This window comes from Pseudomonas sp. BN411, assembly GCF_029871235.1.
Classification (GTDB): Bacteria; Pseudomonadota; Gammaproteobacteria; order Pseudomonadales; family Pseudomonadaceae; genus Metapseudomonas.
Genome location: NZ_SSOM01000064.1, coordinates 30,625 through 52,009, shown reverse-complemented (window position 1 = coordinate 52,009; position 21,385 = coordinate 30,625). Strand labels below are relative to the sequence as shown.

The window sequence follows — 21,385 nt, the reverse complement described above, 5'->3', positions numbered from 1 at the left end:
TGGGCGAGCCCCTTGAAACACAGGACACCGTTTCCCCCTTACCATAAGGGATAGGCAAACGACTGTGTTTATGACTACCAGCAAAGACAAAACCATCGAAGTGCTCGGCCAGGAGCGGCGCCGCCGTTGGAGTGCCGAGGAGAAGCTGGCCATGGTGCGCGAAAGTTTCGAACCCGGGCAAAGCGTCTCGGTGGTGGCCCGGCGCAATGGCATCAATCCCAACCAATTGTTCCACTGGCGCAAGCTCTATCAGGACGGCAGCCTGTCGGCGGTCAGTGCCGGTGAGGCCGTGGTGCCGGCCTCTGAGTTGGCCGACGCGCTGAAACAGATCCGCGAGCTGCAACGGATGCTGGGCAAGAAGACCATGGAGGCCGAGATCCTCAAGGAAGCGGTGGAGATCGCTCGCTCGCGAAAATGGCTTGCGCACTCACCCTTGTTGCCGGGGGACGACCAGTGAAAGCGGTCAGTGAAAGTCTCGGTGTAGCGCGCTCGCAATTGACGGCTCGACTCAAACAGCCCGCTCCAGGGCCGCAGCCGCGTCGGCGCCGGGCGCTCAACGATGGAGTCCTGGTCGAACAGATCAAGCAGGCAGTCGGCACGTTGCCCAGCTATGGCTATCGGCGGGTGTGGGGGCTGTTGCGTCGACAGCATGAGCAACAGGCCCTGCCACCGGTCAACGTGAAGCGGATTTACCGGGTCATGCGTGACCACGATCTGTTGCTGGAGCGCCGGCGCAAACAGCCGGGCGTGGCACGGCGTCACGAAGGTCGTGTCGCGGTGGACACGAGCAACACCCGCTGGTGTTCGGATGGCTTCGAGTTCCGCTGCGAGGATGGTGACAAACTGCGTGTGACCTTCGCCCTGGACTGCTGTGATCGCGAAGCCATCAGCTGGGTGGCCAGCCCAAACGGCTACAGCGGCGACGATGTCCGCGACGTGATGCTGGAAGCTGTTGAACAACGCTTCGGTGGCGAACTGCCCGCATCGCCGGTGCAATGGCTGAGCGATAACGGCTCGGCTTATACCGCCGAACAGACCCGAGCCTTTGCCCGACAGATCGGCCTGCTGCCCCTGACCACCCCAGTGTGCAGCCCGCAGAGCAATGGCATGGCGGAGAGCTTCGTGAAGACCATGAAGCGTGACTACATCCACCACATGCCCAAGCCTGATCGAGCGACGGCCCTGCATAATCTGGCCATCGCCTTTGAGCATTACAACGAGGAACATCCGCACAGCGCATTGAACTACCGCTCACCACGAGAGTTCAGGCGCTTGGCTGAGGCATCAACTTAACGGGGTGCCGGTGTCCGGTTTGATAGGGGCAAGTCCATAGGGTTCCGTTCACCCAGTAGGCACAATTCAGGTAATAGCAACTGTCGCTGAGCTTTAAGGCGCGTACTGCCCCATATCGGCAGAGTCCAGGTTTTCAGCAATGTACCTGACCAGCTTGAGCGGCTCGGTGCTGTCAATGATAGAGAGCATCAAGTCCCGTTTGTTGTGGGGAAGGCAATTGGCGCAGCGCTTGGCTGTGGCCTTGATGGCTGCATTGGTGCCATGAATGTGAGCGGTGAGGAAGAGGGCCAAGGTGGCATCTTGAAGGTTCAAACGGATGTGCTCGCTGTGTGTCCCAAGTGAGTGGGCCGTGTGCCGTAAACTCTGCTCAATCCTACTCACTCCAACGATTGGGCGTGCCCTGTGGTTGTGATAGGGATGGGCAGTCAGCGGGGACCGGATGCTCACTCGTTAATTGATTGTGGGAAAAAAGAGGAGCCCGAAGGCTCCTTAAGGTTGACGCCGCAGGCACAGATCGCGGCGTCGACGGTAGAATCGATTCAGGCTGCGCTGAAGGTCTTGTGCGGGTCGATGACGAATTTCTTCGGCACACCGGCATCGAACTCGCCGTAGCCACGCGGTGCGTCGTCCAGGCTGATGACCTGCACACCCACCACTTCAGCGATGTTGATGCGGTCCCACATGATCGCCTGCATGAGCGCGCGGTTGTACTTCATCACCGGAGTCTGGCCGGTGTGGAAGCTGTGGGATTTCGCCCAGCCGAGGCCGAAGCGGATGCTCAGGCTGCCGATCTTCGCTGCGGCATCGGTAGCGCCCGGGTCCTCGGTGACGTAGAGGCCGGGGATACCGATCTTGCCGGCCACGCGGGTGACCTGCATCAGCGAGTTGAGCACGGTGGCCGGCGCTTCGTGTTGCGCACCGGAATGGCCATGGCCACGCGCTTCGAAGCCTACAGCGTCGATGGCGCAATCCACTTCCGGCTCGCCCAGCAGAGCAGCAATCTGCTCGTGCAGCGGGGTGTCTTGGGACAGGTCGGCGACCTCGAAGCCCTGCGCTTTGGCATGCACCAGACGCACCGGGTTCACATCACCAACGATGACCACGGCGGCGCCCAGCAGGCGGGCGGAAGCGGCGGCGGCGAGGCCCACGGGGCCGGCACCGGCGACATACACGGTGCTGCCCGGGCCGACGCCGGCGGTGACCGCGCCGTGGTAGCCGGTGGGCAGGATGTCGGAGAGGCAGGTCAGGTCACGGATCTTCTCCATGGCCTTGTCGCGGTCCGGCAGCTTGAGCAGGTTGAAGTCGGCGTAGGGCACCAGCACGTACTCGGCCTGGCCGCCGGTCCAGTCGCCCATGTCGACATAGCCGTAGGCACCGCCGGCGCGGGCCGGGTTGACTGTGAGGCAGACACCGGTGTGCATTTCCTTGCAGGAGCGGCAGCGGCCGCAAGCTACGTTGAACGGCACGGAAACCAGGTCGCCGATCTTCAGGCTTTCCACGTCACTGCCTTTCTCGATCACCTCACCGGTGATCTCGTGGCCGAGCACCAGGCCGACCTGGGCGGTGGTACGGCCGCGCACCATGTGCTGGTCCGAGCCGCAGATGTTGGTGGAGACCACCTTCAGAATCACCCCGTGCTCGATCTTCTTGCCGCGGGGATCCTGCATTTTCGGGTAGTCGATCTTCTGCACTTCGACCTTGCCCGCACCGAGATAAACGACACCACGATTACCAGACATGCCAACTCCTTCCACTCATGCGAGTGTTTCGGGATTCGGTGGTTTCCAGAGGAACCACTGAAAGTTCGTGATTATTGGTTTCGGAGGAGGGCGCACATGCATGCAACGGCAGTGCGCCTTCGATAGCGCCTTAGGTTCGGCGCCTGATGTGCTTACTCAGCTTTAAAGCAGTAAACCGCCAGCTTGTTCCCATCGAGGTCGCGAGCATATGCGGCGTATGCGTTCGGAGCCCAACCACGCGGGCCGGGAGCACCTTCGTCTTTACCGCCGGCAGCAAGGGCAGCGGCATGGAACGCATCAATGGCGGCGCGATTGGGTGCTTCGAAGCTAACAGTGACACCGTTACCTACGCTGGCAGGTTCGCCGTTTGCAGGTTTCAGTACGAAGAAGGACGGAGCGTCTACGCCCCAGATAGAGCCATTTTCGCCAAGATCTGCAATGCGCTTATTACCCAGCGCACCCAAAACGTTGTCGTAGAAGCTACGGGCTTTGGCCAGGTCGTTGGTGCCAACAGTTACGTGCGTGAAGATGGACATCTTGTGATTTCTCTTTGTGGGTCTAAAGATGGCTGGAGAGCATTGCTCTCGGCCTTGGATAACTGGGTCGTTAGACTCAGTCTTGAAACTGGATAACCGTTCGGATGCTCTTGCCTTCGTGCATCAGGTCGAAGGCCTTGTTGATGTCATCCAGGGTCATGGTGTGGGTGATGAAGGTGTCCAACGGGATCGCGCCCTGCTGTGCCTTGTCCACGTAGCTCGACAGTTCGGTGCGGCCCTTCACGCCGCCGAAGGCCGAACCGCGCCAGACGCGGCCAGTCACCAGTTGGAACGGACGGGTGCTGATCTCGGCACCGGAGGGCGCCACGCCGATGATCACGGACTCGCCCCAACCCTTGTGGCAGCACTCGAGCGCGGCGCGCATCAGGTTGACGTTGCCGACACACTCGAAGCTGTAGTCGACGCCGCCGTCGGTGAGCTCGACGATGACGTCCTGGATCGGCTTGCTGTGTTCCTTCGGATTGACGAAATCGGTAGCGCCCAGCTCGCGGGCCACCTCGAATTTGTCCGGGTTGATGTCGATGGCGATGATCCGTGAGGCCTTCGCCATCTTGGCGCCGATGATCGCTGCCAGGCCGATACCGCCCAGGCCGAAGATGGCTACGGTGGCGCCTTCTTCTACCTTGGCGGTGTTGAGCACGGCACCGATGCCGGTGGTCACTCCGCAGCCGAGCAGGCAGACCTTCTCCAGCGGGGCGTCCTTGGGAATCTTCGCCAGGGAGATTTCCGGCAGCACGGTGTATTCGGAGAAAGTCGAGCAGCCCATGTAGTGGTAGACCGGCTCGCCGTTGTAGCTGAAACGGCTGGTACCGTCGGGCATCAGGCCCTTGCCCTGGGTAGCGCGCACTTTCTGGCAGAGGTTGGTCTTGCCGGATTTGCAGAACTTGCACTCACGGCACTCGGCCGTATAGAGCGGGATCACGTGGTCGCCCACCGCCAGCGAGGTGACGCCCTCACCTACGGCCTCGACGATGCCACCACCCTCGTGACCGAGGATGCAGGGGAACACGCCTTCGGAGTCAGCACCGGACAGGGTGTAGGCGTCGGTGTGGCAGACGCCGGTCGCCACGATGCGCACCAGGACTTCGCCCGCCTTGGGCGGCGCTACGTCGACTACAACGATCTGCAGTGGCTGATTGGGGGCGAAGGCCACCGCAGCGCGAGACTTGATCATTCCAGATGTTCCTCGTTACTTGGATTTTTTGTTGGTTGCGGTCGTGCTTGTGCCGCGCAGCAACGAACCGTGCACTCGGGCTCGTATAACAATTGCAGTGGTAATGCCTCAGAACACCTATCGAACGATTGCCCCAGGGGTAGGGCGTGACAGGCTAGGAAGGAGAGTCGTCACGCAACTGATGAGGACTCATGGTCTTGAACTCGCAACTGTCGTTTTGATGCACGAGGTTTGGATCAGAACCCGCTCCATTGCAGAGCGGGTTCTTTGATGACTCAGGCGTGTTCAGCATCCCAAGCCTTGATTGCCTCGCTGGCTACTCGGAAAGCAGCAAGAGCAGCCGGCACGCCGCAGTAAATTGCAGCCTGCATTAGCACAGCACGGATTTCTTCCCGAGTGACACCGTTGGTCAAGGCACCTTTCACGTGGACGCCCAGTTCGTGGTGTTGGTTCATCGCTGTCAGTGCAGCAAGGTTGATGATGCTCCGCGTTTTGAACGGGAGGGTTTCATCACCCCATACCGCGCCCCAGCAGTACTCAGTAACCAGCTCCTGCATCGGCTTATTGAAGCTATCCGCTGCAGCGTAAGAACGCTCGACGTGTTCTGCACCCAGTACGGCTTTACGATTGGCAAAGCCCTTTTCAAAAAGCTCTCGGTTCATTCTCTATTCCTATGCGTTGTCTTGGACTTGAATCGCAGGCATTTCGATGCCCGCCCACTGTTCGATGAGGCAGGCAATTCGAGTGAAGTCAGCTCCCTCGCCGTAAGTTGCGCGGGTCATGTTCAGAACCTGCCGCACGGCACTCCCGACGGGCATCGGCACACCCATGGCCTCGGCTTCTTCCAGGCAGATGCGGGTGTCCTTCAGTGACAGGCCGGTGGTGAACCCGAAGTCGAACGTGCGAGGGAGGATCGCTCGAGGGAGCTTGTCGGTGGTTGCACTGTTACGGCCACTTCCAGCATTGAAGACGTCGAGCATGACCTTCGCATCCAGCCCGGCTTTAACGCCCATTACCAAGGCTTCGCAGGAAACTGCCAAAGCCGTGACCGAGACCAGGTTGTTCACTAACTTCATCGTCTGACCCAGACCTGGTTCGTTGCCGCAGGAAATGACTTTCCCGAGGTTTTTCAGGATCGGGGTCGTCTCCGCTTGCTCGCGCTCAGGACCCGACACCATCAAGGCGAGCGTCCCTTTGCGGGCTCCTGCCGCTCCGCCACTCACAGGACAATCGAGCGCTGTGATGTCATGTGCTGCCAGTCCGCTGGCAAGCTGCTTGGCTGCCCGCGGGCCAGATGTGGACAGGTCGATGAACACTCGGACCTTGCCACCGTTGCAGACGCCGTTTTCACCCAGAGCGACCTTGAGCATGATGTCGGGGGTCGGCAAGCTGGCGAGTACGATTTCGGCTTGAGCTGCAACTTCGGCCGGACTGTGGGCGGAGGTTGCGCCCATCGCTACGAGGCGGCTCACCGAACTAGTGTTGAGATCAAAAACCGTCAGCGAATAACCTGCTTCTACCAGCCTGGTAGCCATTGGTTCGCCCATGGTCCCCAAGCCGATGAAGCCAATGCTTGGCAAGCTCATTCGTTACTTCCTCTGCTGTCTACTTGTGCTGAAACGGATTGCTTGAGCAACTGGATGATTGCTCGGCCGTGGGCGATTTCGTCGTCACAGACGGCGTGTTCGCGCCCTGGATAAGTCTCAAGCTCCACGTCGCCGCCCATGCGGCCAAAGACGGTTGCGGTCTGGTCGGTCCTGGCTAGAGGAACCCACGGATCGGCATCTCCATTTCCCAGGAAGATAGGGGTCCGCTGCAGCTTCCGATCAAGTAGCCAGGTCATTTGCTCCGGCCCGATCAGTCCACCTGTGTAGGCGACCAATCCGCCCCAACGAGTTGGATTGCGGTAAACGAATTCGCAGGCCAAGCATGCGCCTTGGGAGAAACCGAGTAGGACGATCCGGGATCGGGGAATGCCGCGATCTTCAAGGCGTCCGACTGCTACTTCCACGCGCGCGAGAGCGTGGTCGAGATGCGGCCGATTGTTCTCCAGCGGTGCCATGAACTTGTCGGGATACCAGCTGTTGTCGCTCGCCTGCAGCGCTACGTAGGAAACGTCTTGCACGTTGAGGCGATCGGCAATCGCGACCATGTCCTGCGGTCCTTGCGTTCGGCCGTGGATCAGAATTACCGCCATGCCGGTAGCTTCTGGTGCCGGGCCGAACTCGTGAGCAGGTTGGTCCAGATGTGGGGTAGGGGACATGCCTCTGTCCTCAGTACTTGAGTGGTTCGAGGTATGCCGCGATTTCCTGAGCATTGGCGCCCAGCTGTGGCGGAATCTGGATTGTTCCGCCGAGATTCTCGTACGACTCGTCGACGAGGAAACCCTGAGGCTTGGACACCGAGGCTTCGAACAGGGCACCACCAGGCGTGCGAACGTAGATCGAGTCGAAGTAGCCGCGATCTTTGCGGTCGGAAACGTCGGTATAACCAAGGCCTTCGAGATGCAGCTTGACGCTGCGTTGGATCTCCAGGTCGGAGACTTCGAAGGCGCAATGGTGAACGGTGCCCTCGCCATAGGCCCAGGAACCCTGCGGCAGATTGGGTGCGAGCTCGAAGTCGATGATGGTGCCGGTACCACCATTGCCCACCTCGAAGCGGGTGAATGCACCATCGACTTCTCGCTGCTTCCCGCTCCAGCCGTAATGCATGAACTCGGAGGAGTTCTCCAGATCGCGAACCGTGACCGTAATGCCGTGGGTTCCACGAATACCAAATTCGCTTGGGATAGCCCCATTGGAGTACGGCTTGCGGTTGTCGTCAGCAATGCCGACTAGCTCATAGACGATGCCGCATGGATGGGCAAACTGCAGGAGCTTCTCGCCAAATCGTTCCATGAAGGCCGGCTTGAACCCGAAACTGGAAAGATGCTTCTCCCAGAAGCTAAGCGAGGAGACTGGTACCGAAAGGGCGAGAGTCTTGACCTGGCCAGAGCCACGGCGGGCCTTACGACCGGACTGACGCATCGGGAAGCAGGTGACCAGCGTGCTTTCTTCGCCGAGGTCGTTCCCGTAGTAGAGATGGTAAATCGGCTCGTTTCCGTCGTAGAGACCGGTCTTTTTGACGCTCTTCAGTCCGAGCACCTTGGTGTGGAAGTCGTAGTCTTCCTGGGCACCGCCGACGTTCAGGGTAATGTGGTGATGGCGGAGGATATGCGGATTGATTTCCATGAGGTTCTCCAGGCGCGTTTTAGTTGGAGTTAGGACGGATGCCGAGGAAAGCGTTTTCGAGGAGCTCGCCGATGCTTGCTCGTTCGATCGTTCGGGGGTTCCAGTAAGGGGAGGCACAGGCGATGTCAGCCGCGCGCGCCACGTCTTCTCTACGAAGGCCGATGTCAGCGAGGCTTTTCGGAGCACCGTGCTTGGTGGCCAAGTCGTACAGCCCCTTGGCTGCGTCATCGACTCCGAGCGCTCGGGCAACACGCGCTATGGCTTCCGGAGCAGCCGACGCGTTGTAGGCAACCGCATGAGGAAGCACCACGGTATGGGTCTCCGCGTGCGGTAGATCGAAGCTGCCGCCGAGCGTGTGGCACAGCTTGTGGTGCAGGGACATGCCTACCGCGCCTAAACAGGTACCGCACGCCCAAGCGCCAAAGAGGGCATCGGAGCGTGCTTCGCGATCATTTGGGTTGGCATGGATGCGAGGAATGGCGCGGGCAATTGCGGCAATGCCTTGCTCGGCAAGCATCGAAATCAGTGGGTTGGCATCTTTCGAATACAGCGCCTCGACAGCGTGAGCAATTGCGTTCAGACCGGACGTGACAGTCAGCTGCGCCGGGAGGGTAAGGGTAAGCTCCACGTCATAGATGATGACTTCCGGCAGGACCTTTAGGGTCCGCTGTGTGGTCTTGATACCCTTTTCGGTCTGGCCGAGGATCGGGGTGGCTTCCGACCCGGCATAAGTGGTCGGAATGGCGATCTGGGGAAGGTCGGTGTTAAGTGCGATGGCTTTGCCAAGGCCGATTGTCGATCCTCCCCCAAGAGCAATGACGCAGTCAGCGTCTAGGCGCTTGACGTGCTCCACCGCCCGCGCCGTAACTTCGACGGGAGTGTGCATGGTGGCCTCAGTGAACGTACCGACTGACAGCTCCCCGAGGGAATTCGATAAATGCTGCGCTTCTGCCTTTTGATGCGGCGTTGATAGAACAAGCGCGCGTTTGCATCCAAGTAGCTGAACTTCTTCAGCAACCTGGCGAAGCGTATCGAAGCCAAATATCACACGCGCAGGAAGTGCGTTGTAGGAAAATGGTTGCATCGGATCTCCTCACTGACCTCTTATTAATATTGCTGCAGCACATCAGTAAAAATACTTGTAGGACCGCACAGGTCATCTATCGAAAGATAGATTTGAAGTTTTATTTCGCTTTCATGGATGCATCGACGATGCTGTGCACTACTGCTGTTAGATATCCAGTTCAAGAACAGGTGTTTTAGAGCGCGAAACGCAAACCAGCATGGTTTTTCCTGCTGCTTTTGCTTCGTCCGAAAGCACAGTGTCTCGATGGTCCGGTGTTCCGCATACAACTGTTGCCTCGCAACTGCCGCAGATGCCTTCGCGGCAGGAGTAAGGGATCATGTAGTCATTTTCTTCGAGGACATCCAGAATGGTTTTGTCCGCGGGAACTAGGTATTCCTGTCCGGTACTCTTGATAATAAGTTTGAACCCATCGTTGACTTCTGATTCGTCCTTTGGTCGAGCACTAAACCATTCAAAGTGAACGTGATCAGAAGGGCGAGTTGAAGCGGCCTGCTCAACGCGTTGCATGAGCGGCATAGGTCCGCAGCAATAGATGTGGCTATCGGAGCGCATCTGTGAGATTGCCGATTCGACATCAAATTGGGTTCCGTTACTATCGTCTAAGAAATGGAATGTGACTTTCTCTCTGTCGAAGCCCAGAAGCTCTTCGTAAAATGCGGCTCTCAATTTCGTGCGGGCGAGATAGTGCAAGTGCCAATTCTTACCTTGACGTTCACACCAGCGAACCATGGAAAGCATCGGGGTGATCCCGATCCCGCCGGCAATGAAGTTGTAGTGTTCAGCGTCAGCGACTAGCGGGAAATTGTTGCGCGGAGGCCGGACTCGCAGGGTTTGCCCAACCTTGAGGCCGCCGTGAAGGAAGCTAGAGCCGCCCCGGCTCTCGGGGGCAAGGCTCACCGCTACTTGATATCGCTTGCGCTCAGTCGAGTCGTTGAACAACGAATAGTGACGAATCAGGCTATTAGAGAGGTGAACTTCGAGATGGGCACCTGGTGAGAATTCGGGAAGTTCTTTTCCGTCCGCGCACTTAAGTTCAAACGAAAGAGTGTCTTTAGCTTCCGATCTAATGGCGGAAATTATCAGATCTAGAAATTCGGCAGACATGGGGTACTCCTAGCAAGCAGGCTTACTGCTCGTTCTTGTTCGGTGTGGCTGAAAGAAACTTCGCAACTGCTTCCCTGGCAACGACGGACTCGTCCAGAACTAGATGCCCTGCATCTGCAAAGAATTGGATTTGTGCATTAGGTAGGTGTTTATGCCAGTGCACAGCGAGGGGGGCTGGAAGAAGCCGATCTTCCTGTCCCCATGCAATTAGGGAGGGCATGCTCAGCTTCTGGAGTAGCTCAGGCATTGATAAGTTGTTGAACCCATCCGAAAGCAGTCGCATTGTCGACGACGTCTCTCTTTCTCTCATCTTTATGAACTGCGGATCGAAGCCGTCAGGAAGGTAACGCTTGAGCGTGGAGAGATCGTTCACCATGTAGGCAGGGAATTCTTCCGGCTTTACTTCGCGAAGGTCCGGAAGCGAGATGTTTTGCACTTCGAGACCAGCTGGAGCAATTAGAGCCAGTTTCGTAATTTGCTCAGTGTTTTCGGCTGCGTACTCAGCGGCCAGTCGGCCGCCGAGGGAAAAGCCGACGAGATGAAATCGACTTAGATTCATCAGGGAGAATAAGTTTCGGTAGTGATCTATGTAGCCATGGAAGTTACTGGCTGACTCACTATCATCTGACTCACCGAAACCGGGGTGATAGGGCAGGATAACGCGAAAACGATCGATCCATGCGCGGGCAAAGTCGATGCCGTGCCAGGTGCCGGCACCATGAAAGAACACGAGCGGTTCTCCCTGACCAGCGCTGTAGACAATAGTCCGAGTTCCTTCGACAACGAACTCGTCTCGTTGGAAACCGGAATGGTCCACACGGGCATCGCCCCACGTCATCGAATTCATCGAAGCACTCCTGCACTATTGTTATTGGCAGATACACGATGAAGGGAGCTGTGTGTTAGGACACCTATCCTTGGATAGCCTGATCTCGACTAACTACTCGGAGAGGGTAAGGGGATGGGCTCAAACCGGCCCAATGAAGCCGGTTTGAGCATGGGCAGAGAGGATCAAAGATCTAGGATGAGGCGGGAGCTTTTGGCTCGAGAGCAGCAAGGCATGAACTGGTCGTTCGCTGCCTTCTCCTCCGCGGAGAGGAACATATCGCGATGATCCGGCTCGCCACCTAGTACGCGTGTAGTGCAGGTACCGCAGATGCCTTGTTCGCAAGAATAGGGGATATCGATTCCATGCTCTGCCAGGGCTTGGACAACATTCATTTCTGCCGGAACGGTATACACCTCACCGGTGCTGCTGACCTGGACTTCGAATGCCTGATCCGCACCTGGCGCGGACGCTGGTTGGGCAGCAAAGTATTCCCGATGGAGGTGGTCTTCGCTCCATTCGCTGTCCCGCGCGGTGTTGAGAATGAAGTCCATGAATCCGCCAGGGCCGCAGACGTATAGATGAACGCCATCTCCTGGCTCGCCGAGGACGACGCTGGCCTGCAGCTTCTGCTCTTCGGGGCCGGTGTCGAAATGAAAATGCACGCGACTTGCAAAGGACGATGACTTGATGCGGTCGACAAACGCCGCTCGGTCGTCAGAGCGTGAGCAATAGTGCAGCTCAAAGTCGGCGCCAATTGTTGCTAGGCGCTCCGCCATACAGAGGATCGGGGTTATGCCGATGCCGCCGGCGAACAGCAGACTCCGCTTGGTCGCGTTGTGGAGTGGAAACAGGTTCTTCGGCTCGCTAATTTCGACCCGGGCGCCGACCTCCAATTGCTCATGCATCGACTTGGAGCCACCCCGTGAGTTCGGTTCCTTCAGCACCCCGACGAGGTAGCGGTCTCGCTCATCCTGTGAGTTGCAGAGCGAGTACTGGCGTTGGTGACCATCGGGGGTGCGCACGTCGATGTGAGATCCGGCGCTGAATGCGGGTAAATGCGCACCATCGGCCCTGCGGAATTCGAAGCTTTTGATGCCTTCCGCTTCGACTGCGATTGCAGTGACGACTACTTCCATCACATGACCTCCGTGGTGCTTTCACGAGCAATGAGTCGATCAAGGATGCGACGGGATTGGACGCCACCTGCGTCGATGTTCAGCTTGAGCAGCTTGCGTTCGGGGTAAGCCAGCAGGTTGCGTTGCTGTTGCTCAAGAATCTCGAGGTCTTCGGCGAAGATCTTCCCTTGGCCCTCCTGGATGCGTTCCGTGAGTGCTTGGTCCTGGGCTTGGAAGTTCCGGGCCATTCCCCAGAAGTACCAGATCGACGTTTCTGTCTCCGGTGTAATGAAATCGACCACGATGCTGTTGGCCTTGAGATTCGCGGGCGCATTGATTCCACCATTGCCTGCCAGCGCCACGCCAACATCGATCAGCACATGGCTGGGAGGGGTGAAACGGCAAATTTGCCAGCGGTCAACGAGCTGATCGTCCGGAAGGTTGTTGCCGCGGAGCGCCGCCTGCCAGAAGGGTGGGGCCATGATGTTGCTCATGTACCGCGAAGTGATGACGGTGTCGCCTTCGGAATGAGTGGCAACCGGAGCTTCGTCGATCTCCTTCTGGCCAATGCTTGACGCGTGCACGTACGTTTCGTGCGTCAGGTCCATCAGGTTGTCAATCATCAGTCGATAGTCGCATTGGATGTGGTACAGGCCACCGCCGTAAGCCCAGTCGGGGCTTTCAGCCCATTCGAGGTGGTGGATCTCATTGGCATCGGCAAGGGTGGCGTCGCCTGGCCAGATCCAGATGAAGCCGTACCGCTCGACTACCGGGAAGGAGCGGATGCAAGGGAAGCCTTGCACTCGTTGGCCGGGCATCGAGACGGTCTTTCCATCGCAGCCCATTACCAGGCCGTGATAACCGCAAACGAGCTGTCCGTCCCTTACGAAACCAAGCGAAAGCGGGGCGCCGCGGTGGGGACAGAAATCCTCTACGGCGTGGACCTTTCCTTCGGCACCACGGTAAAAGGCGATCTTCTCGCCACAAATCTGCCGCCCCAGTGGCTTGTCGGCGATCTCATCGGGTGTGCACGCAACGTACCAGGCGTTCTTCAGGAACATGATTGACTCCTCCCAGACGGGATTGTTGTTATTGGATCCAATTTAGTTTGCTCACACGCCGAGGTAAGATGTCAATCGGGATTTTTGAATCCAATACGCAGGTGCGTAGTCCTTTTTTGGGAGTTGAAGATGAGCAAGCCCGGGCAGCATGTCCTCGTGACCCTTCGAAAAATGATCGCTTCTGGCGAACTCGCGGCTGGCGAAAGGCTGGCTGAAATACCCACTGCTGAGGCGCTTGGGGTCTCAAGGACGCCGGTTCGTATTGCTTTTCGCACGTTGGAGCAGGAGGGCCTGTTGAGTCGGGCCGGCGCCCGGGGCTATCTGGTCAGGGGGGTTAGTCCCGAGGAAATTGCGGGGGCGGTTGAGGTCAGGGGGGTGCTGGAAGGTTTGGCGGCCAGGCAGGCCGCTGAGCGAGGCTTGTCCGAGGAGTGCCTGCGGGGTCTTCAGCAATGCCTGGAAGAAGGGGATCTGTTATTTGCGAAGGGATTCGTCACTGACGATGACCTGGAGGCTTATCAGGATCTGAATATGCGCTTCCACAGTCTGATCATTGAGGCCAGCGGGAATCCCGCCATCGAGATGGCCCTGATGCGCAACAACCACCTTCCGTTCGCGTCCGTCACCGCGCTAGCTGTGGACCGTAATGACATGGCGCGGGAATACCGCCGATTTAATTTTGCCCATATGCAGCATCACGCCGTGTACGACGCGTTGATCCATGGCGCAGGCGCTAGGGCGGAGGGAATCATGAAGGAGCACGCCAATGCTACTTTGGGCTATGCAGAGCTATTTGCCACCAAGCAGTCGTCAAGACCAGGGCTGCGCGTCATACAGGGCTAAGCGGTATAGTGGATCCAATATTGCGCTGATGCCGCTTCGCTATCGGATCCAAAGCTTCTCAGGGCCTGTGCGGGAGGAGTGGCCAGCGTGCATTCAGGTTACCCGAGCACCAGGCTTCCCGTGAGATGTTCCCCTTCCCCTTCCCCTTCCGCTGTCAGCGCTCGGCTCCGTCCCGATCCCCTCGCTATCTTTTGATAGGTGTATCGCACTCTCTTGCGCTTCTAACTGACAACCTCCCGCCCGACACGACCGTATTTCATGGTTCTGCGGGCAATAACAAAAAGATCTCAGGAGGTTGAGATGGCTGCCGGTAACAAGGTCGTCGTGGTTGGTGCTGGTCCTACTGGATTGTTGATTGCATTGGGGCTAGCGCAGGCCGGAGCCGAAGTCACCGTAATCGACAAAGGGGAGGGGGTTCTTCGATCTCCACGGGCAATGGTCTATTTGCCCTCCACGCTGAAGGTTCTCGATGACGTCGGGGTATTGGAAGACGCGAAGCGCATTGGCGCCTTTGGCTACCGATTCACTCAACACTTCCTGTTGTCTGGGCAAAAGGGTGGGCTTGATTTTCACGATCTGGAGGGAATCACCCCCTACTCGTACATCCTTCATTTCGGCCAGGATGAGCTCGCGGACTTGCTCCTTGAGCGGCTGAAAGCTCTGCCGAATGCGACGATCCAGTGGGCGACAGCTTTTCAGGGATACACCCAATCCGACGACAAAGTGCAATTGCAGCTGGAGCGCGATGGTTGCGAAGAATACCTGGACGCTGATTGGCTGATCGGATGCGACGGCGCCGGTTCCGCTGTCCGCAAGGCCATGGGGGTTCAGTTCGAGGGCTTCACTTGGGATGAGGTCTTCATGGCGACGAACCTCATCTACGACTTCGAGAAGTTCGACTATGCCGACAACAACATGGTGGCCGATCCCGATGATTGGCGCGTTGTCGCAAAGATCAATAATGACGGTTTGTGGCGTGTTGCCTACGGCGAAAGCACGGAGCTGACTGAAGAGCAGCGTGTTGCTCGTATCACTGAGCGCTTCAAGCGAATCCTGCCTGATCCCAGTGAGCCATACGAGTTGGTGCTGGCTAACTCATATCGGGTGCATCAGCGTTCAGCTGAAACCTATCGAAGCGGAAGGGTGCTGCTAGCCGGTGATGCGGCTCACGCGACCAACCCAATTGGTGGCCTGGGACTCACTTCCGGGGTGCAGGATGCGTCGTTGCTTATCAAATCCCTGTCCGCTCAGTTCAATAACCAGGCTGCGGACGACGCGCTGGATTGGTATGCATACGAACGTCGCCGCTGCTTCGTTGAGATCGCCAGTCCTACTGCCATTGAGCTGAAGCGCCGAATGCAGGAGCGCGAGCCGGCCAAGCGCCAGGCGGACGAGGCAGGCTTCTTCGCGATGCTCGGAAATTTGGAATACAAGCGCAAAGCGATGCTTTCCACCTTTGATCTCGCTGGCCGTCCGTACCGTGAAGATTGGCGGCAATCCTATGTAGCAGAGGATCTGCGCAACAACGGTGGGATCGTGAGCGGTCACGGAGGCGTGACCATCGAGAGGGCTGGTTAGTGGCGGCCTGTCACAGAAAAAGACAGGCGACCACTATCTCTATCTTTCGATAGGAGAGAAAAGATAGGGAATGCAGAAAGGTGTAGTTATTCGGCGTTACGTCTCTCCTGATGGAGCGCCGGATGACTAGCTACGAAGCAACAACGAAATAAATTGCTTTGCTATTACGTACTTTATGTTGCGAGCGGATTTCTGGGCTAATTACGCGCGGGCGGATCTCTCCCTGTCTCTTACTACAAGGCAGTCCTAGTCACTTGCTGTGCTGCGATGGTTCAAGGGGTAATGTGTAAATAGATTCAGTCGACGTGCTGACTCTTCCCGATCGTAGCTAGCGTCCTGCTTAAACCTGGAAATGCAGGCGATGGAATTTATGTCCTGTTCGGTCATCCTCGTCAATCCGCGGAAACCAGCGCCTGGGACCGAGTCGCTATTTTAAAAATATACCGCGATGCTGCGCTCCATCATACAGGTGAGGCGCGTATTGCCAAAACGTGGCGCACGCGCTCATTCGGCATGACCCGAGCTTGGCGATCAAGTACGTCACACCGGGCTTTCTAAAGATAGGTTTTTGAGTTAGGCAATTACCACACAATAAAGGTGGATAAGGCATTTCTCGCATCTGGGTGCGACCCTTAGGGGCCTTTCTCAAGACTTCAGAATAAGAAGAGGAAAACAGTATGTTCGTGAAGAACTGTTGGTACATCGCAGCATGGGATTACGAGGTTCCTGGTGATACCCCTGTAAGTCGAACCATCATTAACGAACCGATCGTGCTCTACCGTGATAGCAAAGGGGATGTTGTCGCACTTCAGGATCGTTGCTGCCACCGCGCCGCGCCGCTATCACTGGGCTCGGTAGAAGGTGATGCACTGCGCTGCATGTACCACGGCCTCAAGTTCGCTCCGAATGGAAAGTGTGTTGAAGTTCCGGGCCAAGAAACGATTCCTGCGAAAGCCTGTGTACGAAGCTTCCCTGTTGTAGAGCAGCATAGTTGGGTCTGGATCTGGATGGGTGATCCTGAATCGGCTGATCCTTCGCTAATCCCGCTCTCGGCCAAGCTTGACGATCCAAAATGGATATTCCGATCTGGCCAAATCGACTACCTCGCGCATTATCAGTACATCAACGACAACTTGCTGGACTTCTCGCATCTTTCGTATGTGCACCCGAATAGCTTCGGTTCGAGTCTCGACTGGGCTCGTACACGTCCGAAAGTAACCCGGCTTGAACGAGCTGTTCGAGTTGAGCGCTGGGTGGTAAGTCAGCCGGCGCCGCCGACTATTAGTGGTGTTACAGGTGACACTGTTGATATGTGGAATGCTTACACATTCTATGTCCCTGGCGTGATGATCATGCACAACGCTGTCTATCCGCCAGGTACCGCCGCACTTTTGGGCGATCAACCTCCTACCGACAAACCGCTGTTTGAATCCTTGACGTGTCAAGGCGTCACCGCCATTACCGAGACTACCTCCAGATACTTCTTCTCTTGGGGGCCAGATTCGATCCGCGGTAATGACGAAATGGCTGACGAGATGTTCAAAGCTGCCAGGATGGCCTTTGAAGAGGATCGCGTCATGATTGAGGCTCAGCAGCGCGTTCTGAATCTGAAACCGGACGCCGATATGGTGCCAACTTCTTCGGATCAAGCTCTCGGTCAGTTTCGCTGGATCGTTGACCGTTTGCGCAAGGCCGAAACTGTACAAGGCTCCTGAAAGAGCTCTTTTACTGGAGTTGGTATAGAAAAGCGGGAGGCCGGAATTGAGTTTACTTCCAACTTATGAAGTCTTTGCGGTGCGTTACGCACGCGTGGACCGCAGTCGTCACGAGAATTTTATTGACTGCCATCACAGCCACGATCATGCAATGCCAATGGACTACTTCGTTTGGTTAATCAAGGGGGAGGTAGATTCAATTCTGGTCGATACTGGCTTCAATCAGCAGGCGGCAGATAAACGCGGTCGTGCGTTGTTGCGTTGCCCTATCGACTCCTTGAGAAATCTTGGAGTTAATCCTGATGAGCTCCACGACGTAATCATCACGCATCTCCACTACGACCATGCTGGGAATATTGATCTACTGCCCAAGGCAAGATTTCATATTCAAGATGATGAAGTGAGCTTCGCAACTGGGCGTTACATGCTGCATCGACCACTACGTCATTCATACAACGTTGAAGATGTGGTCAACCTTATTCGGGGTGTCTACCAAAATAGGGTCGTGTTCCATGATGGCGATTATGAGTTGGTTCCTGGGGTCGAGGTATACAAGGTTGGTGGACATACCGCTGGCCTGCAGGTAGTGCGTGTTCATACCTCGCGCGGATGGGTGGTGCTGGCTTCGGATGCTAGTCATTTTTATTCAAATATTCTCGAAGACTCTCCGTTCCCCATCGTATTTAACGTGGGTGACATGCTGGATGGTTATAGGCTTATTTCTCGGCTGGCGGACTCTCCAGATCATTTGATACCCGGTCATGACCCTTTGGTCCGGCGCCGCTTTCCGGCTTTTGAGTGTGAGTCCGCGGATATTGTCTGCCTACATGTGCCGCCCACGACCAATCAGGATAACGAGGATCTCGAAAATGGAATCGCCTAGCTGTTATGTCGAGTTTATCCAGGCATTAGTTTCTAGGTTTGGTTGTCTCTATCCTTAGATAGGTGCTCGTCCTTCTAGGTGTTGATAGTTTCGGAATCTATGTAGTGCTAAGTCGCGGGTTTGAGTAGGCAGTCCAGTTGCTGGAGCTGCAAAAAAAATAAGAGGAGATAATTATGGCTGGCCTGTTTAGGGATTCCATCCCGTCTACTGATATTGATCTCTGGACTGAGGAGTCGATTCGTAACTCTGAAGAGATTAATGTCAGTAAGATTGGTCCTGTTGTTCGGCTTAATAAACATGACTGCTTCTTCGTCGGTAGCCACAAGGCCGCCCAGGCAGTCCTGAGTAACTGGAAGATCTTCTCTTCGACCGGCCGTCCCTTTGGTGTCGATGATCAATCGCTGGTCCCACGGATCTTGGTTACTGAGGATCCGCCGGAGCATAAGCGCGCACGTGACGCAATTATGAAAATCCTCGGGCCTGAAGGAATCAAGGGACTGGAATCGGAGTTTACTCGCCAAGCGGAAGTAATAGTCGATGAAATGTTGCGACGGCAAGTCGTGGACGGCGTTCAGGAACTCGCAGCTAATTATATTCTTAAGATTTTCCCGGACATTATTGGCCTGCCATCCGAAGGGCGAGAAAAGATTCTTAAGTTTGGTCTTGCTGCGTTCAATGGTGCTGGCCCCCGCAACGAGATTCTTACTAAATCCATCGTCGAGGCCGAAGACGCGTTCGCCTGGATGGACAAGAATGCAACTCGTGAAACTGTGTCTTCGGGGGGGATGGCTAGCAAGATCTACCAGCTTGAGAAAGATGGTGTCATCAACAAGGAAGAGGCCGATTTGCTTGTCCTCACCCTGCTGGGGGCAGGATTCGACACCACGATGACTGGTATCGGTAACACCCTTCACGCCCTAAGCCAGGATCCGGAGCAATGGGATGCCCTGCGCGAGGATCCCAGTCTTGTGAAGGCGGCCTTCGAAGAGTCGCTGCGATTCGACCCGCCACCTAGGATGCTGGGGCGATTGGTCATGTCCGATACCGAACTTGAAGGAATGCCGCTGAAGCAAGGCGATGTGGTCGGCGTTTTCCTCAAAGCAGCCGGACGGGATGAAAGCCGTTGGGATCAACCAGGAAAGTTTGATGTGCGGCGCCGGGGACCCCACCTCGGATTCGGTGTCGGTGTGCACAGCTGCGCCGGCCAGCTACTCGCCCGCGTCGAATTTGAATGCCTCTTCAGAGTTCTTCTGCAGAAAGTAAAGCGAATTGAGTTGGCAGGTAATCCTGTTCGCTTGATCAATAACAATATTCAGGGCTGGGTCAATGTCCCGCTCAAGCTCCACGCTGTTTAAACTTGGAGGGCATTGAAAATGGCTAATAATGCTGGTGTTAATATTGATCATGTTGATGTGGTCATGAATTTTGGTGACCCTACACAAAAACTTTCTGTGATGGATGATGCCGTAAAGGCAAACGCAAGTATCAGGTTGATTCCCCATGATGTCAGGATCCACAACGCGAGAAACATCAACGCGTCCCTTGAGGCGAATGCGTTTACCCTCGGGCGAATTGATAGTTCGGTAACCAATTTCTTCGATGTGGATCAGGTCCGCTCGGTGTATTTTGCCGAGGTTGCTGAGCTCATTAAAGAAAAAACCGGTGCTGAATATGTGAAGGTTTTTGGTGAGCAAGTCCGTGGTGCTACGGAGGGTGGTCAGACGAATGCCCGTACCCCGGCCATGAACACCCATGTCGACTATGACATACCTACCGCGCACGCAATTGCTCAACTCTATGCACCCGAGGAGCACAAGGCTCGTTATCTCTCCGGTCGGTGGATGATCATCAACGTTTGGCGGCCTCTCAAGACTATTGACCGTAACCCGCTGGCGGTAGTGGACGGTTCTACCATTTCTCGAGAGGATCAGCACCTTTGCAAACTGCTAGCAACTCGATCGGGTGTTAGTCCTGCGTTCGGATTCAACATCTCCTACAGCGATGAGCAACGCTGGTATTTCTATCCAGCCATGACCCCAGAAGAAGTGTTGATGTTCAAGATGGTCGACTCTGATGCTGAAGCCGTGCAGTGGGCCGCCCATAGTTCATTCAACGATCCGCACACCAGCCCCGATGCTCCTGCACGAGAGAGTATTGAAGTTCGTACTATTGCCTACATCCCGTAGCGCCTGGATTGTAATCTGAAGTCTGGAGGTGGCGGTGCATACGCTAATTACCGGGGCGGCTGGATTTGTGGGCAGCGCCCTTGCTTGGGAGCTGTTAAGTCGAGCGGCCCCTGATGATACGTTCGTACTGACAGATATTGCTTTTGATCACGCTATATCTGACGCGCGTGTCAATCAAATTGAAGGTCGATTGGACGATGGCGTTACTCTGAGTCGTATCTTGGACGGAAAGCCGGACCGCATCTTTCACCTTGCGACTGTTGCGGGCCGACAATCTGTCGAGAACTTCGAGATCGGAAAGTCAACCAATCTTGACGCTACGATAGAGCTTCTTGAACGGTTACGCCTTCAAGGGAACTGCCCGCGGGTCGTTTATGCGAGCTCTGTTGCGGTGTTTTCTCCGCCGTGGGGTTCACATGTCGATGATGAGACGCTTCCAAATCCAGGGATTAGTTATGCCACTCATAAGCTAATCGGTGAGCTTCTCATCAATGACTATACGAGGGCGTGCTTTATTGATGGTGTGGCATTGCGACTGTCGGGGATTGTTGCGCGCCCTGCAGGCTCCATGACCATGCTCTCCGCCTTTTTGAGCGACGTGTTCTTTTCGGTGGCTGCAGGCCGCCCATTCACCCTTCCGATGGAGCTGGAATCGGGAACGTGGGTGATGTCCTTGAAACGCTGCATTGAGAATCTTCTTCATGCTGGGGAAGTAGCTGCTGGTGATTTACCCGCTAGACGAAACTGGACTCTGCCTGCGCTTTATCTGCAGATGAAGGACTTTGTATCTGCACTTGCCGACTACTACGGTCCTCAGGTTTATGAACTTGTCACTTGTGAGTCCGTCCCCCAAGTTGAGGCGCTTTTTAAGCAGTGTCCGCTTAAAGCTCCAGGTGCACTTCAACTGGGATTTGTTGGCGATGGTTCAGTTGACGAGTTTGTTCGGAACGTAATTCTGACTAATCCTCAATTGGCCAAGCGCTGATACTTGACG

At 56.2% G+C, this 21,385-nt stretch carries 21 protein-coding genes; 8 read left to right on the top strand and 13 right to left on the bottom strand.

Annotated elements, in window-relative coordinates; genetic code table 11:
* Positions 1-70: 70 nt before the first annotated feature.
* Positions 71-1,293 (top strand): IS3 family transposase gene (locus E8F06_RS10170; protein ID WP_280360116.1). Its coding sequence is split into 2 segments (ribosomal slippage): positions 71-416 and positions 416-1,293, totalling 1,224 coding nucleotides; the frame shifts between segments, so codons are not numbered across the junction.
* A gap of 93 nt (positions 1,294-1,386) precedes the next feature.
* On the opposite strand, the gene E8F06_RS10165 is transcribed toward E8F06_RS10170, so the two are convergent.
* From E8F06_RS10165 to E8F06_RS10105, 13 genes are all read right to left on the bottom strand, one after another.
* A complete protein-coding gene (locus tag E8F06_RS10165) occupies positions 1,387-1,584 on the bottom strand; it encodes a hypothetical protein (protein ID WP_348530035.1) in 198 nt (65 codons plus the stop codon).
* Positions 1,585-1,832: 248 nt separating this feature from the next.
* Entirely contained in the window at positions 1,833-3,032 is a 1,200-nt protein-coding gene (gene fdhA / locus E8F06_RS10160) for a formaldehyde dehydrogenase, glutathione-independent (protein ID WP_280360119.1), read from the bottom strand.
* 152 nt (positions 3,033-3,184) lie between these two features.
* On the bottom strand, positions 3,185-3,568 hold the full coding sequence (locus tag E8F06_RS10155) for a VOC family protein (RefSeq protein WP_179060091.1): 384 nt from the start codon (positions 3,566-3,568) through the stop codon (positions 3,185-3,187).
* Between the two features lie 76 nt (positions 3,569-3,644).
* Complete coding sequence (locus tag E8F06_RS10150) at positions 3,645-4,763, bottom strand: S-(hydroxymethyl)glutathione dehydrogenase/class III alcohol dehydrogenase (RefSeq protein WP_280360120.1); 1,119 nt, start codon at positions 4,761-4,763, stop codon at positions 3,645-3,647.
* Between the two features lie 275 nt (positions 4,764-5,038).
* Positions 5,039-5,425, bottom strand: coding sequence for a carboxymuconolactone decarboxylase family protein (locus E8F06_RS10145; protein WP_179060089.1), 387 nt, complete (start codon positions 5,423-5,425; stop codon positions 5,039-5,041).
* A gap of 9 nt (positions 5,426-5,434) precedes the next feature.
* Positions 5,435-6,349: an NAD(P)-dependent oxidoreductase gene (locus tag E8F06_RS10140; protein WP_179060088.1), complete on the bottom strand. Its 915-nt coding sequence runs from the start codon at positions 6,347-6,349 to the stop codon at positions 5,435-5,437.
* Positions 6,346-7,026, bottom strand: coding sequence for a dienelactone hydrolase family protein (locus tag E8F06_RS10135; RefSeq protein ID WP_179060087.1), 681 nt, complete (start codon positions 7,024-7,026; stop codon positions 6,346-6,348). The genes E8F06_RS10140 and E8F06_RS10135 overlap by 4 nt, the downstream gene beginning before the upstream one ends.
* A gap of 10 nt (positions 7,027-7,036) precedes the next feature.
* The gene (locus E8F06_RS10130; protein WP_179060086.1) at positions 7,037-7,993 is read right to left on the bottom strand and encodes a VOC family protein; all 957 of its coding nucleotides are present in this window, start codon (positions 7,991-7,993) and stop codon (positions 7,037-7,039) included.
* Positions 7,994-8,012: 19 nt separating this feature from the next.
* Positions 8,013-9,077 (bottom strand): maleylacetate reductase, encoded by a 1,065-nt coding sequence (locus E8F06_RS10125; protein WP_280360122.1) that lies wholly within the window; start codon positions 9,075-9,077, stop codon positions 8,013-8,015.
* Between the two features lie 147 nt (positions 9,078-9,224).
* Positions 9,225-10,184, bottom strand: coding sequence for a PDR/VanB family oxidoreductase (locus E8F06_RS10120; protein ID WP_280360123.1), 960 nt, complete (start codon positions 10,182-10,184; stop codon positions 9,225-9,227).
* A gap of 22 nt (positions 10,185-10,206) precedes the next feature.
* Positions 10,207-11,031 carry an alpha/beta hydrolase gene (locus tag E8F06_RS10115; RefSeq protein WP_280360124.1) on the bottom strand — a complete coding sequence of 275 codons (825 nt, stop codon included), beginning with the start codon at positions 11,029-11,031 and terminating at the stop codon, positions 10,207-10,209.
* Positions 11,032-11,195: 164 nt separating this feature from the next.
* Entirely contained in the window at positions 11,196-12,152 is a 957-nt protein-coding gene (locus E8F06_RS10110; protein ID WP_280360125.1) for a PDR/VanB family oxidoreductase, read from the bottom strand.
* Positions 12,149-13,189, bottom strand: coding sequence for an aromatic ring-hydroxylating dioxygenase subunit alpha (locus E8F06_RS10105; protein WP_280360126.1), 1,041 nt, complete (start codon positions 13,187-13,189; stop codon positions 12,149-12,151). The genes E8F06_RS10110 and E8F06_RS10105 overlap by 4 nt, the downstream gene beginning before the upstream one ends.
* A 129-nt stretch (positions 13,190-13,318) precedes the next feature.
* Here E8F06_RS10105 and E8F06_RS10100 point away from each other — a divergent pair, with 129 nt between their 5' ends.
* The 7 genes from E8F06_RS10100 to E8F06_RS10070 all read left to right on the top strand — a co-directional run bounded on the left by E8F06_RS10100 (position 13,319) and on the right by E8F06_RS10070 (position 21,376).
* The gene (locus E8F06_RS10100) at positions 13,319-14,029 is read left to right on the top strand and encodes a GntR family transcriptional regulator (RefSeq protein WP_179060080.1); all 711 of its coding nucleotides are present in this window, start codon (positions 13,319-13,321) and stop codon (positions 14,027-14,029) included.
* Between the two features lie 300 nt (positions 14,030-14,329).
* Positions 14,330-15,607: an FAD-dependent monooxygenase gene (locus tag E8F06_RS10095; protein WP_280360127.1), complete on the top strand. Its 1,278-nt coding sequence runs from the start codon at positions 14,330-14,332 to the stop codon at positions 15,605-15,607.
* 677 nt (positions 15,608-16,284) lie between these two features.
* A complete protein-coding gene (locus E8F06_RS10090; protein WP_280360128.1) occupies positions 16,285-17,322 on the top strand; it encodes an aromatic ring-hydroxylating dioxygenase subunit alpha in 1,038 nt (345 codons plus the stop codon).
* 46 nt (positions 17,323-17,368) lie between these two features.
* Positions 17,369-18,205: an N-acyl homoserine lactonase family protein gene (locus E8F06_RS10085; RefSeq protein ID WP_280360130.1), complete on the top strand. Its 837-nt coding sequence runs from the start codon at positions 17,369-17,371 to the stop codon at positions 18,203-18,205.
* 173 nt (positions 18,206-18,378) lie between these two features.
* Complete coding sequence (locus E8F06_RS10080) at positions 18,379-19,560, top strand: cytochrome P450 (protein WP_280360132.1); 1,182 nt, start codon at positions 18,379-18,381, stop codon at positions 19,558-19,560.
* 18 nt (positions 19,561-19,578) lie between these two features.
* A complete protein-coding gene (locus tag E8F06_RS10075) occupies positions 19,579-20,391 on the top strand; it encodes a CmcJ/NvfI family oxidoreductase (protein WP_280360133.1) in 813 nt (270 codons plus the stop codon).
* 34 nt (positions 20,392-20,425) lie between these two features.
* Positions 20,426-21,376, top strand: coding sequence for an NAD-dependent epimerase/dehydratase family protein (locus E8F06_RS10070; RefSeq protein ID WP_280360134.1), 951 nt, complete (start codon positions 20,426-20,428; stop codon positions 21,374-21,376).
* Positions 21,377-21,385 lie beyond the last annotated feature (9 nt).

What these genes read in the sequence shown, in the direction of transcription:
- fdhA (WP_280360119.1), bottom strand. Translation starts at nt 3,032, where the DNA reads ATGTCTGGTAATCGTGGTGTCGTTTATCTCGGTGCGGGCAAGGTCGAA.
- E8F06_RS10155 (WP_179060091.1), bottom strand. Translation starts at nt 3,568, where the DNA reads ATGTCCATCTTCACGCACGTAACTGTTGGCACCAACGACCTGGCCAAA.
- E8F06_RS10150 (WP_280360120.1), bottom strand. Translation starts at nt 4,763, where the DNA reads ATGATCAAGTCTCGCGCTGCGGTGGCCTTCGCCCCCAATCAGCCACTG.
- E8F06_RS10145 (WP_179060089.1), bottom strand. Translation starts at nt 5,425, where the DNA reads ATGAACCGAGAGCTTTTTGAAAAGGGCTTTGCCAATCGTAAAGCCGTA.
- E8F06_RS10140 (WP_179060088.1), bottom strand. Translation starts at nt 6,349, where the DNA reads ATGAGCTTGCCAAGCATTGGCTTCATCGGCTTGGGGACCATGGGCGAA.
- E8F06_RS10135 (WP_179060087.1), bottom strand. Translation starts at nt 7,026, where the DNA reads ATGTCCCCTACCCCACATCTGGACCAACCTGCTCACGAGTTCGGCCCG.
- E8F06_RS10130 (WP_179060086.1), bottom strand. Translation starts at nt 7,993, where the DNA reads ATGGAAATCAATCCGCATATCCTCCGCCATCACCACATTACCCTGAAC.
- E8F06_RS10125 (WP_280360122.1), bottom strand. Translation starts at nt 9,077, where the DNA reads ATGCAACCATTTTCCTACAACGCACTTCCTGCGCGTGTGATATTTGGC.
- E8F06_RS10120 (WP_280360123.1), bottom strand. Translation starts at nt 10,184, where the DNA reads ATGTCTGCCGAATTTCTAGATCTGATAATTTCCGCCATTAGATCGGAA.
- E8F06_RS10115 (WP_280360124.1), bottom strand. Translation starts at nt 11,031, where the DNA reads ATGAATTCGATGACGTGGGGCGATGCCCGTGTGGACCATTCCGGTTTC.
- E8F06_RS10105 (WP_280360126.1), bottom strand. Translation starts at nt 13,189, where the DNA reads ATGTTCCTGAAGAACGCCTGGTACGTTGCGTGCACACCCGATGAGATC.
- E8F06_RS10100 (WP_179060080.1), top strand. Translation starts at nt 13,319, where the DNA reads ATGAGCAAGCCCGGGCAGCATGTCCTCGTGACCCTTCGAAAAATGATC.
- E8F06_RS10095 (WP_280360127.1), top strand. Translation starts at nt 14,330, where the DNA reads ATGGCTGCCGGTAACAAGGTCGTCGTGGTTGGTGCTGGTCCTACTGGA.
- E8F06_RS10090 (WP_280360128.1), top strand. Translation starts at nt 16,285, where the DNA reads ATGTTCGTGAAGAACTGTTGGTACATCGCAGCATGGGATTACGAGGTT.
- E8F06_RS10080 (WP_280360132.1), top strand. Translation starts at nt 18,379, where the DNA reads ATGGCTGGCCTGTTTAGGGATTCCATCCCGTCTACTGATATTGATCTC.
- E8F06_RS10075 (WP_280360133.1), top strand. Translation starts at nt 19,579, where the DNA reads ATGGCTAATAATGCTGGTGTTAATATTGATCATGTTGATGTGGTCATG.